At 62.0% G+C, this 15,281-nt stretch carries 15 protein-coding genes; 1 reads left to right on the top strand and 14 read right to left on the bottom strand.

All coding sequences use genetic code 11. From position 1 onward, the window contains the following. Positions 1 to 37: 37 nt before the first annotated feature. From E5A74_RS04830 to E5A74_RS04775, 12 genes are all read right to left on the bottom strand, one after another. On the bottom strand, positions 38 to 1,243 hold the full coding sequence (locus E5A74_RS04830) for a glycosyltransferase family 4 protein (protein WP_135983087.1): 1,206 nt from the start codon (positions 1,241 to 1,243) through the stop codon (positions 38 to 40). Continuing rightward, complete coding sequence (locus E5A74_RS04825) at positions 1,240 to 2,037, bottom strand: AglZ/HisF2 family acetamidino modification protein (RefSeq protein WP_135983086.1); 798 nt, start codon at positions 2,035 to 2,037, stop codon at positions 1,240 to 1,242. The genes E5A74_RS04830 and E5A74_RS04825 overlap by 4 nt, the downstream gene beginning before the upstream one ends. Continuing rightward, the gene (gene hisH / locus E5A74_RS04820; RefSeq protein WP_135983085.1) at positions 2,037 to 2,639 is read right to left on the bottom strand and encodes an imidazole glycerol phosphate synthase subunit HisH; all 603 of its coding nucleotides are present in this window, start codon (positions 2,637 to 2,639) and stop codon (positions 2,037 to 2,039) included. Before hisH ends, E5A74_RS04825 begins: the two co-directional genes overlap by 1 nt. After that, positions 2,636 to 3,811 carry an N-acetyl sugar amidotransferase gene (locus tag E5A74_RS04815; RefSeq protein WP_135983084.1) on the bottom strand — a complete coding sequence of 392 codons (1,176 nt, stop codon included), beginning with the start codon at positions 3,809 to 3,811 and terminating at the stop codon, positions 2,636 to 2,638. The genes hisH and E5A74_RS04815 overlap by 4 nt, the downstream gene beginning before the upstream one ends. A 10-nt stretch (positions 3,812 to 3,821) precedes the next feature. Continuing rightward, complete coding sequence (locus E5A74_RS04810) at positions 3,822 to 4,736, bottom strand: methionyl-tRNA formyltransferase (protein ID WP_135983083.1); 915 nt, start codon at positions 4,734 to 4,736, stop codon at positions 3,822 to 3,824. A 1-nt stretch (position 4,737) separates the two neighbouring features. Next, complete coding sequence (locus tag E5A74_RS04805; protein WP_206365759.1) at positions 4,738 to 5,811, bottom strand: DegT/DnrJ/EryC1/StrS family aminotransferase; 1,074 nt, start codon at positions 5,809 to 5,811, stop codon at positions 4,738 to 4,740. A 19-nt stretch (positions 5,812 to 5,830) separates the two neighbouring features. Next, entirely contained in the window at positions 5,831 to 6,802 is a 972-nt protein-coding gene (locus E5A74_RS04800; protein WP_135983081.1) for a dTDP-glucose 4,6-dehydratase, read from the bottom strand. Beyond that, positions 6,799 to 7,755: a Gfo/Idh/MocA family protein gene (locus tag E5A74_RS04795; RefSeq protein ID WP_135983080.1), complete on the bottom strand. Its 957-nt coding sequence runs from the start codon at positions 7,753 to 7,755 to the stop codon at positions 6,799 to 6,801. Before E5A74_RS04795 ends, E5A74_RS04800 begins: the two co-directional genes overlap by 4 nt. Next, positions 7,752 to 8,249 (bottom strand): acyltransferase, encoded by a 498-nt coding sequence (locus tag E5A74_RS04790; RefSeq protein ID WP_135983079.1) that lies wholly within the window; start codon positions 8,247 to 8,249, stop codon positions 7,752 to 7,754. The genes E5A74_RS04795 and E5A74_RS04790 overlap by 4 nt, the downstream gene beginning before the upstream one ends. Beyond that, the gene (locus E5A74_RS04785; RefSeq protein WP_135983078.1) at positions 8,250 to 9,362 is read right to left on the bottom strand and encodes a DegT/DnrJ/EryC1/StrS family aminotransferase; all 1,113 of its coding nucleotides are present in this window, start codon (positions 9,360 to 9,362) and stop codon (positions 8,250 to 8,252) included. 38 nt (positions 9,363 to 9,400) lie between these two features. Continuing rightward, positions 9,401 to 10,678 (bottom strand): Vi polysaccharide biosynthesis UDP-N-acetylglucosamine C-6 dehydrogenase TviB, encoded by a 1,278-nt coding sequence (gene tviB, locus E5A74_RS04780; RefSeq protein ID WP_135983077.1) that lies wholly within the window; start codon positions 10,676 to 10,678, stop codon positions 9,401 to 9,403. A 79-nt stretch (positions 10,679 to 10,757) separates the two neighbouring features. Next, positions 10,758 to 11,126: a MarR family EPS-associated transcriptional regulator gene (locus E5A74_RS04775; protein WP_135983076.1), complete on the bottom strand. Its 369-nt coding sequence runs from the start codon at positions 11,124 to 11,126 to the stop codon at positions 10,758 to 10,760. 202 nt (positions 11,127 to 11,328) lie between these two features. On the opposite strand from E5A74_RS04775, the gene nusG reads away from it, so the two are divergent. Next, the gene (gene nusG / locus E5A74_RS04770; protein ID WP_135983075.1) at positions 11,329 to 11,850 is read left to right on the top strand and encodes a transcription termination/antitermination protein NusG; all 522 of its coding nucleotides are present in this window, start codon (positions 11,329 to 11,331) and stop codon (positions 11,848 to 11,850) included. Between the two features lie 15 nt (positions 11,851 to 11,865). On the opposite strand, the gene E5A74_RS04765 is transcribed toward nusG, so the two are convergent. Next, complete coding sequence (locus E5A74_RS04765; RefSeq protein WP_135983074.1) at positions 11,866 to 12,939, bottom strand: hypothetical protein; 1,074 nt, start codon at positions 12,937 to 12,939, stop codon at positions 11,866 to 11,868. Positions 12,940 to 13,102: 163 nt separating this feature from the next. After that, a complete protein-coding gene (locus tag E5A74_RS04760) occupies positions 13,103 to 15,265 on the bottom strand; it encodes a GumC family protein (RefSeq protein WP_240699645.1) in 2,163 nt (720 codons plus the stop codon). Positions 15,266 to 15,281: the final 16 nt, after the last annotated feature.

Here is a 15,281-nt window from a genome sequence, read left to right as displayed (position 1 = left end):
TCACCCGCGCAGCGTAGGGGGCCGCCCGCGGCTCCGACTAGACGCTGCTGGCGCCGCGGACCTGCCTGTTTGAGATATAGTTCACGTATTTGTCGACCGCCGCCTTGGCGATGACGCGTTCATACCAGTCGAGCCCTTGCTTCCCCATCGCGACATACCGCGTGGGATCCGCGAGGTAAGCGGAGAATTGGCCTGCAATCTGCGCGGCCGAAAACGCGTTCATGATCGGATAGAGGTCGGGGAATTCGGCCTGATAGAGCGCGTCGTCGCGATAACTCAGCAAAGGCTTGGCCGCGACCATGGCTTCGTAGAACACACCAGCCGCCATCCAGCTGTTCTGGAATTCTCCGCAAACGATATCCGCGAGCAGCAGGCCGACCATGATGTCCTTGCGATACATCTTCGGCATCCAGATCACCGAATCAGCTATGCCGAGTTCGGCGACGAGCTTCTTGGAGGCGTCGACGTCGTCGCCATATTCCACCGTCACCAGCCGCGCGCGCACGCCGGGATGGCTTTTGCGGAACTGCGCCCACCCCTCCAGCAGCTTGCGTGTGCCTTTCGCGGCCGGGGCGGTATCGGGGACCTTCCACACATGGCGGGCATGGCTGACGACCATCAGGTCGGCTCCGGCGCGGATACGCTTGAACTCTTCCCCCCAATGCGTCCTCGGCAGCATTTGCTCGAGCCGATTTGCCGCATAGGCAGGCGCGTATACCAGCGGGCTACCCTCGGTCCACCGTTCGCTATTGCCCGCAAACCGTTTCCATTGCTGTTCGTAGAGCGCGTTGGTCGGGGTCATGTGAAAGACTGCGGCGTGGCCGATTCCCCTGCGCTGCGCGACGACCGCAGGCCAAGTCTTGGCGACCCATGTGGGGCTGTGGAAGCGGAACCGCGGATATTCCCACAGGTCCCAGCCATAAGGTGCGAAAATGTCGAGCGGGATGCCGGCTTTCCACAACATCCCGGGCGCCATACCGCAGCCGATCAGGACGTCGTAACCATCGACGTCGCGCCGCACCTGTGCTGCGGAAACTTTGAGAAATCGCGTTTGCGCGCCCCAAGACAGCTTTCGCGTGTAACGCATGTAATCGAGATCGTAAGTGTCGGAGGACGGCAGGAAGTGATCCTGCTCATGCTCGTAGAGCAGAAGGTGCGTATCGAGCCCGCGATCGCGTAAGTAGCGCGTAAGCGCAAAGCCGCAATTATTGTTGTTGCCGATCACCGCGACACGACGCGTCACTTTGCGCCCTCCGGAACAGTCGCCGTATCGCGGAACGGCGCGGGGATCATCTCGAGGTCCGCGGCTCCGGGAAAGCTCACCAGCACGCCTTTACCTTTGCCTTGAAAGACCACCATGCTGCCGACGGCGACTGCCGAAGCGCCGGCCCCCACGGCGCATTTCAGGTCGACGACCGTGCCGGCGCCCCCCTGAGCGATCACCGGAACGCTGACTGCGCTGCTGACGCGCGTGATGAGATCGAGATCGAAGCCGGCCCAGGTCCCTTCGCGATCAATGGACGTAAGCAGGATTTCGCCAGCGCCGCGCCGCTCCATTTCCACGGCCCAGTCCACCACGTCGACACGATGCCGTTTACGGCCACCGCGCGATGCGACCCGTTCTTTCCCGCGCCAGTCGCGCCGTACATCGATGGAGGCGACTACTGCCTGGTTGCCGAACACTCTGGCGATTTCACCGATAACCTCGGGGCGCTCGAACGCTTGGCTATTGACGATGACCTTCTCGAAACCGATGCCGAACACGCGCGCGGCGTCCTCGCCGCTGCGAATGCCCCCGCCATAGGCCAGCGGCATGAAGCATTCGGACGCGATATCCTCGAGCAGGGCGAAGTTCGGCGCCCGGCCGGCAGGCGTCGCGCTAATGTCGAGGAAGGCGAGTTCGTCGACCTCTAGCTCGTTGAAGATCCGCACGGTGTTGCAAGGGTCGCCGATGTAGCGGAAGCGGCCGAAGCGCTCCGTCTTGACCAGGCTCTCGTCGCGCAACAGCAACGCGGGAATGACGCGCGTGCGCAGCATCAGATCTGGGCGAAGTTGGAGAGGAGTTGCATGCCGAACCTGTGACTCTTTTCGGGATGAAATTGTGCCCCGTAGATGTTCCCACGCTGGATCGCGGCGTCGAACTCTACGCCGTGCGTCGCGCGCAGCAGGGAATCGCCCCGGTCGTGAACTTGCACCGCGAAGGAGTGGACGAAATAGAAGCGCGCATCGGGCGGGAGGTCCGCGGTCAGTGGGCTCCGACGGGCGGTCCGGACGAGGTTCCAACCCATATGAGGCACTTTTAGCCTCGGTGACGCGGGCAGGCGATGGGCGCGTCCCGGTATCCAGCCGAGCCCCGGTAGCTGGCCCTCCTCGCTGCCCGATGTCAGCAATTGCATACCGAGGCAGATGCCGAGGATCGGCACGCCTTCGCCGGCCTTCCTGTCCAGCACTTCGCGCAGACCGCCTTCGTTAATCCGCGCCATCGCGTTGTCGAACGCGCCCACGCCGGGCAGCAACAGCTTTGTAGCGCTGCCGATCTCTTCCAGGTCGGAGGTCACCTGGGCCGACGCGCCGATGCGCCGAAACATGTTTCGGATCGAACCGAGATTCCCGATCCCATAGTCGACGATGGTGATCATTTTTCGATCGGCGCCGGAAAGCAATATTTCAGATAGAAGCTCATGGGCACCAGGTTGGCTTTGGATAATACAGCAAATACCGGGCGAAAGAGTTCGAATCTTTTTTTATAGGTAGGGAACTCCCACCAAGCGCGCGGCGGCTCGGACATCTTTTGATCAAATTCCTCGTCGGTGATGCCGAGTCGCTTCTTGAAGTAGGAGACGAGCTCGTCTTCCACTACCGGGGGTGTGTTATATTCCGCCCAAGCCTCTTCGCGCGATAACGCACCTTCGCGCGCCAAGGCGGCAAGCGTATTGTTGCGCATGTCGGTCGAGAATTTTCCGGGAAGATAGATGCTGTGCAAGAACGCGGTCATCCGATTTTCAAGATGATGTCCGCCATAGTATTTCCAGCCGAACCGCTGCTCCAGAAATCCCTTTGCGCGCTCCTTGGAATAATTCATATACCAGAACGGACGGATCTTTCGGATCCGGGCGGCCGCTGTCCACCAAAGCATCCGGCGAAATGTCATCAACGGGTAGGATTTCATCTTGCGCGTGCCGAAAAGGCGATGGATGCTTTGAATGTACTTTCCGTCGAAGTAATTGCGGCCCACCGGAGTAATGCCTTCCGTCGTGAAGGAGTGCCCCTCAAGGACATAGCGGATTCGGAACTTCCACGCCGCGCGGTACATGGTCTCCGCCAGAGCCAGATCGGTGGACGATTCGATCTCGGCAACACCGGATTTGAAGAAGGAGTGGAAGATGTCATCCGCCTCCTTGTTGTCTACGACATGCGTGTAGAGGTCGACGTCGAGCGCGCTCAAGACCTTGCGGATATTCTCCGTGGCAATGGCAGAGTTCCAAGTGTTGTCGTAATGGACTGCCAAAGGGCGCAGCCCCCACTCCTTGGCGAGGTAGACCATATAGGATGAATCGGTCCCACCACTAACGCCGATAATGCAGTCGTAAGGCTTCCCGCGGCCGGCTTTCTTAATCTCTTCGACGATCGCCTGAAGACTTGCTTCACCGGTCGACGAGCCGGTGCCGAATTCTTCTTTGAGCCGGTCGACCTGATGGCAATAGTTGCAGACACCATCGGCGTCGAACGTGATTCCGCTGACCCGCTCGTCGTAGATGCAACGCGAGCAGATCTGCACGCCCGCTTTGCGAATATCCTGATCCAGCAACATGGCGACGTCTTTATCCCAATCGGAGGCGCAATGAGCGCAGAACCGAACTCGCCGCGACGGACTGGCCGCGCTCCAGCTCGACTTCCACCAGCCGAACGGCGCCCGTTCCGGCAGTCACGACGACGTGCGACAGGCCGATCTCGGCAACTGCACCCGGAGCTCCCATAAAGAACCGCGGCTCAGGTTCGGTTCGCCAGATCGTCATGCGGCGACCGTCGGCGAGTACAGTGAAGGCGCCGGGGTAAGGGCGGGATTGGGCGCGCACGAAATCATGGATCCGCAAACCGGACCACGACCAGTCGACCGCGCCGTCCTCCGGAACACGCAGTCCGCAATAGCTCGGTTCGGCATCGGGCTGATCGCGCAACGCCAGCCTACCGCACTGCAACGCAGTCACGAAGCGATCGACCATCGACTCCGCTAATGCGTCGGCCTTGGCCAACGCATCCGCGATGGTTTCGTCTTGCGCAAGCGGCGCTTGCGCCTGTTCAAACAGGCGGCCGGCATCCATCTCGGCGACCATTTCGAACAGGCTGACTCCGATCTGCTGTTCGCCGGCGATGATCTGCCAGACCAGCGGCGCGTTTCCGCGGTATCGCGGCAGCGGCGAATAGTGAAAGCCGAAGAACTGCGTCGACGGGAAACGGTCCACCGGGATGATCTGATACCAGCCGTGCACGAGGACGACCGACGGCTCGTAACGTTCGATCAATTCGACGGTCTGGGCGGTGTTCGTTGAGATGTGAAACGGAACGGCGGCTTCGGCGGCGAGTGCCCGAAACTCGGGTTCTACGCTGCGCGGGTCGCCCTTTTCGTCGGGGCAGACCACGGCAAGGACCGAGGCCGCGGGCATTTCGCCGACACGTTTGCAGATCCGCAGGCCGGCGGCCTTGCTGCCGAGGAATAGGATGCCGCGTCGCGCCATGTCAGTTCATGTGCCGTGCAATGCGGTCGACGACGCGGTCGACCGGGACGTCATCATAGCAGGGCAGGGTAATCGTCGTCGCCTCGAGCGCGGCGGCAACCGGCTGAACGTCGTCGTATCGCTTGCGGAAATACGTCGTACCGCTGAGGCAATAGGTTCCGAGCGTCGTCTCGATGCCGTCGCCTTTCAGCGCCTGCACCAGCCGATCGCGATCCACCGTGTCCTGAACCCTGAAGACCAGAGACTGGACGTTGTGAAGAACATTCTCCGCAACCCGCTGAGGCGCCAGGCCCAGCGGCGCCAACGCAGTCGCGAAGGCGTCGCGGATCGCCAGCCGACGCTGAATCACCGCGTCGAGACGTCCAAGCTGCTTGCGACCCATAATCGCCTGCAGTTCCGGCAGCCGAAAATTATAGCCATAGTCCACGAAATCGAGGCCGAGGCCTTTCGAACCATCGGCGCCATGGGCCAATTTGACCCGCAGCCATTCGGCCCAATCGTTCCGATCGGTGGTGATCGCACCGCCTTCGCCGGTGCTCAGCAACTTCCTGGGATGGAAGCTGAAACAGGTCAGGTCGGCGATCGAACCGCATTTGCGGCTGTCTTCCGAACTGCCGATGGCGCAGGCGGCGTCCTCGATCAGGGGAATTCCGTGACGCTCGCAGATCGCCTTGATCGCGTGGAGCCCGGTGGGATTCCCGAGCGCGTCGACGAATATTACTGCCTTGGTTCGAGCGTTGATCTTCGCTTCCAGCTCTTCTGGGCGCATATTGTAGGTCTGCGAATCGACATCTACGAAGACCGGCGTCGCGCCGAGATCCTCGACGACATTTGCCGTCGCGGGAAAAGAGAAGTCGGACACGGCGATTTCGTCGCCGGGTCCGACGCCCAACAGCTTCAGGCAGACCCACAGCGCGGTGGTGGCGGAAGTGGCGAAAAAGACGTGGCGGGCGCCGACATAAGCGGCGAGCTCCGCGGCGAAAGCGCCGACATTTTCACCGCGCGTGAAGATGCCGCTCTCGAAGGCGGCGCGAAAGTCCTGCTCGACGTCGCTATAGTCGAGATAAGGCTTCATCAGGCGGATGGGTTCCACGTTACCTCGCAAACAGCTGACGGTAATAGGCGAGGGTGCGGCGCAAGCCCTCGTCGAACGGCGTGAGCGCATAGTCGATCAGCGCGCGCACCTTGGCGTTGCTCGCGTTATGGCAGAGCACGTCGGCGGGGCGGGCCGGCCCACGCAAGATCTCACCGCGATAGTCGAGCGCCCGCATAATCGTGTCGATCAACTCGGCCACCGAGATTTGGTTGTCGGTCGAGATATTGACCGATTCCCCGGCAGGCAGCTTCACGTAGAGCTTGACGACGGCATCCACCGTATCGCTGACATAGATGAAATCGCGGCTCTGCTGTCCGTCGCCATGAATTTCCGGCTTGGCCCCGGTGAAAATGCGTCGCGCGGTGATCGGAATGATGCCTGCCAGAGGCCCCTTGTGGTTTTGTCGAGGGCCGTAGTTGTTGAATGGCCGCACGATCATCGCATCGAGGCCGAACATCCTGACATAGCTTTCCACGGCGAGGTCGGCAGCGGCCTTTCCCGCGGCATAGGTGGTGGTTGCGCCGCGCGGATGCGCTTCGTCCATCGGCTCGTAAACGGCAGAGCCGTAGACCTCCGAGGTCGAGAAATGGCACAAAGTGCGAAACGCGCCCCGGCGCTGCAGCTCGAGTAGATTGATCGCGACGGTAACATTCGTCGAAAAGGCGTTGGCGGGGTTCTGGAAGGAATAGTTGAGCGCCTTGGTCGCGCAGTTGAACACCGTCGAGATGTCGTGTGCAGCGAAGATATAGTCGAGGCTGGACGCCAGCTCGGCGTCGTCGCGGTAGAATACCGCCCTGCCCGTCGCCAATGCGCTCTCGAGATTGTCCTCCGATCCGAGGAACAGGTTGTCGACGACCACCACCTTCGATGCGCCGTCCGCGAGAAGACGGTCGACGAGATGGCTGCCTATGAATCCGGCGCCGCCGGTTACCAATACTTCCTGACCGGCCAGGCTGGGGCGCGCTGTCATGCCAGCACCAGCTGCTGAATGGTCTCACAGATGTCCGCGGCGGCCAATGCTTCGGCCGCAGAAGGACCTTGCAGGTTGCCCGTCTGGCACATCGCGGCAAATGCCTGCAATTCGCTCAACAATGCCTCCTGGGGGCGCACCTCGATCGTTTCCTCGATCGCGCTGATCCGGTAGGGCCCCCCATCCCGATGCTGGATCTCGGATTGACGGTTCACGAGGAGCTCCTTGCGCATCAGTTCGCAATCGACGAACATGTCGATGCACGTGGCCTGAATTGAGCGCATCTTCTTTTCGGTGATCCGGCTGGCCTGAATGCGGGAGAAGCGGCCATTGGCATGCGTCAGAGAAGCCGAGGCGAAGTTGATCATCCCATCTGTCGCCCAGCCCTGCGCCGCGATGTTGCTGACCGGGCCGTTGAGGTAAATCGCGAGGTCGATGTCGTGGATCATCAGATCGGTAACGACGTCCACGTCAGTGATGCGCGAACTCAGCTTGTTGGTTCGCGTGAAATCCATGCTGATAACCTGGCGCGAGCCATCGACGACGCTCTTGAGCTGTTGGACGGCCGGGTTGAAGCGTTCGATGAAGCCGACTTGCACGTTCAGCCCGCGGGCTGCGATGAAATCGAGCAGCGTCCGCGTCTCGTTCAAATCATGCGCCAGCGGCTTTTCGACGAAGATATTCGAGACCTTCTCGGCGGCGCGGCGAAGATATTCGCTGTGCGTCACCGTCGGCGTGCAGATCACCACGGCGTCGACGCCCTCGAGAAGCAGCTCGAGGTCTGAACCCGTTACCGTACCATTTTCTTCGGCAAGGCGTGCGGCCAGCGCGGCGTCGAGATCATAAATAAAGGCGAGATCGACGCCCTTCAGCATCGAAAGGACGCGCAAATGGTTACGCCCCATCGAGCCGAGGCCGATCAGGCCCACGCGAACGGATTTGGTGTCTTTCATACGGGACCCACACGATTGCCGGCCTCGTCGATCTTCGCGACCGGACGGGCTGGATTGCCAACGACCAAGGTATAAGGCGGGACATCCCGCGTAACGACGCTACCGGCCGCAACCATCGCGAATTCACCGATGGTGATGCCGCAAACGATCGTGCTGTTCGCGCCTATGCTGCAGCCATTCTCCAGCCGGGTGGACGTGATCGTCCAGTCGGCGTTGAAGGCGCGTGGGACCTTGTCGTTGGTGAAGGCCGCATTCGGTCCGACGAACACGTCGTCGCCGATCGTGACGCCGTTGTAGACCGACACCCCGTTCTGGATCTTGCAGCGGGCGCCGATCGCGACAGCATGATCGATATAGACGTCCTTGGAAAGGATGCAGCCCTCTCCGATCGACGCTTCCTCGCGGACCTGGACGTTGATCCAGACCTTGGTGCCCGCGCCGATCGAGGCGGCCGGCGATACCGTCGCCGTCGGGTGAATGTAGGTGTCGGTCACTTAGTCCTCCAGCGTGCGCACAGTCGCGACGACATGGTCGACCTCGAACGAGGTCATGTACGCAAAAAGCGGGAGATTGATGACCTGGCGCGATAGCAGCTCGGCCCGGTCACCGCCATAATGAGCCTTCAGATAGGGCTTGGCACCTGGTTGCGAGGCCATCGAGCCGGGATAGATATTGCCGAACCCGATGCCGTTCTCCCGCAGCGTCGCTTCCAGTCGCGCCTTTTGTGCCGCGTCCTCGATGAGGCAAACATTACAATAGCCATTCTCTACATATCCGGCCGGGACCGGCATTGGCGAGACGCTTGTCGGCAGCGCGCAGCGATAGGTCTCCGCAACGGCCCGACGCGAGGCCAGGCGCGCGTCAAGGAAATCGAAGGAAATATTGAGGAACGCGGCCTGGAGCGCGTCGAGCCGCGAGTTCCAGCCGACATCGCCATAGCCGTAATGCGCGGTGCGGCCATGGTTGCCCAATCGCCGCACCTTGTCCGCCAGCGCCGCGTCGTCAGTGAACACCGCACCTGCGTCGCCCGCCGCGCCCAGCACCTTTGCAGGGTAGAAGGAGGTCGTGGAGATCAGCGCTCCCTTGAGCACGGGTTCGCCGTCGAGGCTTGCTCCGAAACATTGGGCGCCATCCTCAAGCAACGCCACGCCTTCGCGGGCGCAGAGCTGGCGGATCGCCTTGAGATCGCGGGATGCCCAACCATAGAGATGCACGGCAATCGCCGCCTTCGGGCGCTCACGAGCGATTGCCTGCTCGAGCGCACTCAGGTCGAGACCGCCGTCGGCCAGCGAAATGTCCACCGTGACCGGGGTGGCGCCGACGTTCACCACTGCCTCGAAGGTTGCCCAGAAAGTCGCATTTGGCACGAGAACAACATCACCGGCGCCGACATCGAGTGCCCGCAGGCCGAGCTGGATTGCGTCGGTGCCGTTGGCGCAGCCGATCGCGTATCCGACACCGAGGGTCTCGCATAGGCGCGCTTCGAGAGCTGCGACCTCAGGTCCGCCGATGAATTGCGCCGCTCCGCTCATGGCGCCGACCTTCTCGGTCCAACGTTGCTGGAAGCCCGGCTCCCAGCGCGAAATGTCGATGAAAGGAACTTTCATGGAGTTTGCGATGCCTTTTGAAGGATGCCGGAGCCGGGTTAGAGCCGCAGATCCGCGGCGCCTTGCGGCAGCGCGAATTTCAGGTCGTACAGCACGTGATTTTCCCTCGCGAAGGCCCGGATCGCGGTCTCTCCCATCGCTACGAATTCCTCGTGCGCGACTGCGAGGACGATGCCGTCGTAGGTGCCAAGGGCCGGGTTGTCGATCGGCGTGACGCCATATTCCGCTTCGACCTCTTCGGAATTGACCCATGGATCATGGACGTCGACGGTCACGCCAAACGCTTCCAGTTCGCGGACCACGTCGATCACGCGCGTGTTGCGGACGTCGGGGCAGTTTTCTTTGAAGGTGAGGCCTAACAGCAAGACCCGGGCGCCGTTCACCTGGATCTGCTGTTTCAGCATCGCCTTGATGAGTTGCCCGGCTACATAGGGGCCCATGCCGTCGTTGAGGCGGCGCCCGGCGAGGATGATCTCAGGATGGTAGCCGATCGCCTGCGCCTTGTGCGTCAGATAATAGGGGTCGATGCCGATGCAGTGCCCACCTACCAGCCCCGGGCGGAAGGGAAGGAAATTCCATTTCGTGCCGGCAGCGAGCAGCACCTGTTCGGTGTCGATGCCCAGCCGATTGAAGATGATCGCCAGTTCGTTGATCAGGGCAATGTTGAGATCGCGTTGAGTGTTCTCGATGACCTTGGCCGCTTCCGCCACACGGATCGAGCCCGCCTTGTAGGTGCCCGCCGTGACGATGCTGGCATACAATTGGTCGACGAACTCGGCGATTTCGGGCGTTGAGCCGGATGTGACCTTGCGGATCGTCGGCAGACGGTGCTGTTTGTCGCCGGGGTTGATCCGTTCCGGACTGTAGCCGGCGAAGAAGTCGCGGTTGAAGACCAGGCCGGAGACACGCTCGAGCACGGGCACGCATTCTTCCTCGGTGGCGCCGGGATAAACCGTCGACTCGTAGATTACGATATCGCCGTGCTTGAGTACCTTGCCCACGGCCTCGGAGGCGCGGATTAGCGGCGTGAGGTCAGGCCGCTTGTGCTCGTCGATCGGTGTCGGGACCGTGACGATGAAGACGTTGCAGTCCACGATGTCGGCCAGAGCGGTCGAGAAGGTCAGGCGCTCGGCGGCCGAAAGCTCCTCGCGCTCCATCTCGAGGGTACGGTCATAGCCGGCGCGCAATTCGGCCACCCGCGCGGCATTGATGTCAAAGCCGACCACCGAAAGCCGCTTGCCGAATTCTGCGGCCAGCGGCAGGCCAACATATCCCAGGCCGATAACTGCCAACCGAGCTTCGTCTACCGATCGCATTAGGGCATTAACTCCGATTTCGGGTGTCCCGCGGAGGCATTGCGCACCGGGGCGCGCAGATGCAGCGCGGCGTTTGCGTTCACTCGCCCGTTTCCGGCGAATGGATGAGCGGCTGTTCGCCCTCCTCGAGCAAGGCGTCGATTTCGGCCTTGATCGCTTCGTACTCCTTCATCTTGCGATGCAGGAACCTCGTGGTCAGCATTGCCCTTTCGGCGATCCCGCTCGGTGTCAGCGCGTAGGCATAACGCAGCTTGTTGTCGGACTGCCGAAAGTTGGAGACTTTCACGTGTCCCTTTTCGATCAACGCCTTCAGGCAATAGTTCACGCCACCCAAGCTGATGTCGAGGGCGTCGGCGATGTCGCGCTGACTATAGTCCGGGTTCTGCTCGAGCATCCGGAGCACTTTGAAGCGCACATCTTCCCGAAAAATGTCGCGGCGTTCTGTCATATCAATGGCGGGGGAGGGTAAAGCTACCGCACGGCTAGCCCGGTGGACTAACCGCGAAACGAGAGGCAGCGTTCGTGCGTGAACGCATACGCTAATATCGGCTGATTGCAAATCGTTTCGTGCTACAAACACGGCAGCCGGCGGGGGGCCGCCAAAGCGGCGGCGGATTGACTCCGCGAAGGTCGGGTCTATGCGTTCATAGATGAACAAGTGGCCCCAAGTTCCGAACCCTGTCTGGTATCTGGTCCAGACCAAGCCGAGCCGGGGCCTCCTTGCCGAACGCAACCTGAGACGACAAGGATTTGGCGTTTTTGCGCCCAGGATCGCGGCGAAGCGGCGCGCACGGGGAGGGTATGAAGAGGGATTCCGCGAACTCTTCCCCGGCTATCTTTTTGTCAGCGCGGGGGCGAGTGCGAGGTGGCGTGCGATCGACAGCACCTTGGGCGTTCAAAGGTTGGTGGCGTTCGGAAGCGACGGCCCCTCGCGCGTGTCGAACGAGCTTATTGAACTGCTCAAACGGCGCTGCGACGCCGGCGACACCGTCCAACCTCTGCCGCTAAAGGTTGGCGACGCGGTGAAAATCGTTGCGGGGCCCTTCTCCGAATATGTCGCATCCGTGGAGAGCATGCCGTCGGAAAAGCGCATCTGGGTGTTGCTCGATCTCTTGGGTCGGGAGACGCGAGTATCACTCGCGCGCGAGGACCTGGAGCCTCAACCCGCGTGAGAGGCCGTGAGCGAATCAGCGTGTGAAATCGAGCGTCCTGACGACGAACTCCAATCCTTGGCTGTTCTCGCCCGCGATGTAATTCAGCTCGAGAACTTGGGCGGCGCAGCTCTGCGGAACCATCGGTCCGACTGCAACCGTGCCCTTTTGAGCGATGGGGGCGTCGGCGCTACGCCAGATCGTCTCGGTTTCCGTGCCGCGCATGCATTTCAGATCCCACCACGCGCGGGAGTTGCCGTCGTTCACCACGGGATCGCGGGTTTCGCTGAACCGATAGGGGCCTGGTGCCAATTGCAGGACGCGGCGAAGGGCTACGCCGCGCTCACCGAAACTCGCAATTACGCGAGCCTCCCGTTGCACCGAATTCGTCGCATTTTCGAACGATACGCTGGAGGCATCGCTGACGACCGGGGCCCAGGCCAAGGCGCCGAATTGCTGGTCCACCGTCGTGGCGTTGAAGCCGGCGGAAGCGAGTGCCGCGAGATTGGCGCCGGGGAGACGCCGAAGGAGCTCGCGCGCCTCCCCGAGATGGCCTTCCTGGGCCAGCCCGGTGAACATCGCGGCAGAATTGGTCTGCATCAGCGCACGGGCGCGCGGATTGTCGGCAGCGATCAACAGCCTGGCGATGTCTTTGGCGGCACCCTGCCGAGCGGCATGCGTGACGAACGGGTCCATCCACGCGACATCGGGTCGGACATAGGGCACCAGCGCCTGGCGGATTGCATCGTCCGACAGCGCTCCAGCGAGGATCGGAAACAAGGTCGGTCGGGAAATCTCATGCGTGCGGAGCGCGACATCGTAATGGCGCAGTGCCCCCACATAGTCGTTGGCGGCGACTGATTGCTCGATCAGTAGCAGCTGGATGATCAGGTCGCGACGCGAAACCCGCTCGGCCAGCAACGCGAATGCCTTGGCTTTCTCCGCTTCGCCAGCGTGGGCACTTTGCACGGCTATGACGCTGAGAGGCAACGCGGCCAGAGCCTGTTCGCGCAACGCGTCTCTGGCGACCGAAACTATCCGAGAGTCGCGCGGTCGCTGTAGAAGATCGTGTTGCGCGATCGCCAGCGCCGCCCAGCGATCGCCCGTCACGCGCAGCGCTAGCTCCGGCTTTTGGTAGCGCGTTGCCGCAACCAGCGCAGAGACTCCGCTGGCAGCTGCCAGTGTCAGACCGACTGCGGCGCATCCCAGAACCCGTACCAGCTGACCGCGCGAAAGCTTGGGGCGCCGTAGCGCAGCTACAGCAGGCCGCCGCCTATTCCGCATCGCTTTTCTGCCCATAGCCATAGCCATAGCCATAGCCATAGCCATAGCCATAGCCGGCTTGGCGCTTGCTGAACTTCGTCAGGATGGCGCCATAGACGTGCGCATGCGCCTGCTGGAGGCGTGCCAAGGCCGAACGAAGCCCCCGGACTGCAACGCCACCGGCCTCGATAACGAAGACGCACCCTTCGACCGCGCGCGTGATCAGGGGCGCGTCCGCCAAGCCAAGGATCGGCGGACTATCGACAACGACATGGTCGTAATGCTGCTCCAGCTGCTTCATCAGCGAGAGGAGTCGATCACCGCTCAGCAATTCCGCTGCACTCGGCGGGGTCGGTCCGGCACTGATGATCTCAAGACCTTTGAGATTGGTCGGCCGGACCATCGCCTGCCAATTGTCGTCGCCGGTGAGATAGTTGCTCAGGCCCGAGCTGTTCGGATGACCGAAGAAGCCGTGGACCGACGGCGAGCGCATATCGGCATCGATCAGCAGCACCTTCTTGCCAGTGCGGCCGAGCACGGCCGCGAGCGCCAGCGAGGATGTAGTCTTGCCTTCTGCCGGGCGCGAACTCGTCATCATCACCGAGCGCGGGAAGCCGTGAGCGGTAGAGAAGGCCAGGTTGGACTGGATACTGAGATAGGCCTCCGACATTTCGGATTTGGCGTCGATCAACGACTGCGCGGGATCCTCGCTTTCGAGCTCGGGCACGGTGCCGAGCAAGGGCAGCTGAAGCTGCTGGCCCACGGCGCCCGGCTCGCGCAGGCCTTCGTCGATCTGCTCGAGCCCGAGCACGCCAAGGAATGCAAGGCCGATGCCTCCTGCGAAGGCCAAAGCAAGATTGATCATCAAATTGGGAGAGGATGGCTGACCAGGCACCTGCGCCACGTCGACGACCGCGATGTTGTTGGCTGAGACGCCTGCGACACCGATCTCCTTGTAGCGCTGCAAGAGGCTGTCATAGAGTTCGCGGTTGGTGTCAGCTTCGCGCTGATAGATATTATACTGGATCGCGTCGATCTTCTGCTTGGCAAGGCGCTGCTTCAGCCCCTCGACCTGCTGGCGCAGTTCAGCTTCGCGCTTCACAGCTTCGCCATATTCGCTCGAACGGGTTGCCGAGACACGAGACTCTTCGCGGGCGATGCTGCCGTCGAGAGCCCGGACCTGTTGGGCGAGCGCCTTGGCTGCCGGATATTCCGGCTCGAACTGCGCGAGCATCTTGGAATATTCAGAGGCGACTTCGGCGCGGCGCTGGCGCAACGTCGCGAGCGCCGCATTCGTCGTGCCCTCGGCCGCGGTCGCGCCGCTGGCGCGACGCCTGCTTTCGGCAGCGATGCGAGCTGCGGTCGCTTCCGCCAAGGCCGCGTTGATCGCCTCGAGATCGCTCGACACCAGCGTCCGGTCGACTTGGGTCTTACCTTGTGGGTCGGTTATGCGTCCGAGCGTCACGATGCCCTTGTCGGCAGCGTAGCGGACAACCTCACGTTCCGATGATTCGAGCCTGCCGCCAAGATCGGCAAGCCGGCTCTCGAGGAACTTGCGCGCATCGGCCGTCGAGGCGAAGCGACGGTCCAGGCTGGATTCGATGAACTGCTGCACCCAGGTATTGGCGACCTCGGCCGAAATGCTCGGAGAGGCGCTCGAGTAGCGAATGTCCACGAGCCTCGAGCGCAAGGTCGGGACGATCCTGACGTGCGCCAGGAGCAGCGAGACGGCGGACCGCTCGCGCGAAGCACGTTCCGCCGGAGTGAGCGTGCCGCTGTTGCCACCGGAAAGCAGGCCATTGCTGAAGCTCACGCCGTGCGCAGCGAAGAATGCGTCGTTGGTAGCCAAGTGCAGCTTGCGAGCCACGCGCTCGGCAAGCGAGCGGGCCGAGAGCAAAGAATACTGAGTCTGATAGAATTCGTCGCCGCGGCTCGCCTCGGGAGATTCGAGACCCTCGACCTTGGTGACGTTCTGCTGCTCGCGGCTGATCTCGATGCGCGTGACCGCGGTGTACTGCGGGGTCGCGAGCAGGGTGACGATCACACCCACCGCGAGCGCCGAGGCGAGAATCACGAGGATCGCCCACTTCCACCGCAGTACGACCTGCCAATATTGCAGGAGGACCGGCGGCGCGATGACCTGCGTCTGCTCGGGCGCGTCCAGCGTCTGCACTGATTCCACCCGGGAG

The sequence above is a fragment of the Sphingomonas naasensis genome, from assembly GCF_004792695.1.
Lineage (GTDB): Bacteria > Pseudomonadota > Alphaproteobacteria > Sphingomonadales > Sphingomonadaceae > Sphingomonas > Sphingomonas naasensis.
Note: the sequence above shows the minus strand (reverse complement) of the source record. Positions and strands in the feature narration are given on the sequence as shown.

What these genes read in the sequence shown, in the direction of transcription:
- E5A74_RS04805 (WP_206365759.1), bottom strand. Translation starts at nt 5,811, where the DNA reads ATGAAGCCTTATCTCGACTATAGCGACGTCGAGCAGGACTTTCGCGCC.
- E5A74_RS04810 (WP_135983083.1), bottom strand. Translation starts at nt 4,736, where the DNA reads ATGGCGCGACGCGGCATCCTATTCCTCGGCAGCAAGGCCGCCGGCCTG.
- hisH (WP_135983085.1), bottom strand. Translation starts at nt 2,639, where the DNA reads ATGATCACCATCGTCGACTATGGGATCGGGAATCTCGGTTCGATCCGA.
- tviB (WP_135983077.1), bottom strand. Translation starts at nt 10,678, where the DNA reads ATGCGATCGGTAGACGAAGCTCGGTTGGCAGTTATCGGCCTGGGATAT.
- E5A74_RS04800 (WP_135983081.1), bottom strand. Translation starts at nt 6,802, where the DNA reads ATGACAGCGCGCCCCAGCCTGGCCGGTCAGGAAGTATTGGTAACCGGC.
- E5A74_RS04815 (WP_135983084.1), bottom strand. Translation starts at nt 3,811, where the DNA reads ATGTTGCTGGATCAGGATATTCGCAAAGCGGGCGTGCAGATCTGCTCG.
- E5A74_RS04825 (WP_135983086.1), bottom strand. Translation starts at nt 2,037, where the DNA reads ATGCTGCGCACGCGCGTCATTCCCGCGTTGCTGTTGCGCGACGAGAGC.
- E5A74_RS04785 (WP_135983078.1), bottom strand. Translation starts at nt 9,362, where the DNA reads ATGAAAGTTCCTTTCATCGACATTTCGCGCTGGGAGCCGGGCTTCCAG.
- E5A74_RS04775 (WP_135983076.1), bottom strand. Translation starts at nt 11,126, where the DNA reads ATGACAGAACGCCGCGACATTTTTCGGGAAGATGTGCGCTTCAAAGTG.
- E5A74_RS04795 (WP_135983080.1), bottom strand. Translation starts at nt 7,755, where the DNA reads ATGAAAGACACCAAATCCGTTCGCGTGGGCCTGATCGGCCTCGGCTCG.
- nusG (WP_135983075.1), top strand. Translation starts at nt 11,329, where the DNA reads ATGAACAAGTGGCCCCAAGTTCCGAACCCTGTCTGGTATCTGGTCCAG.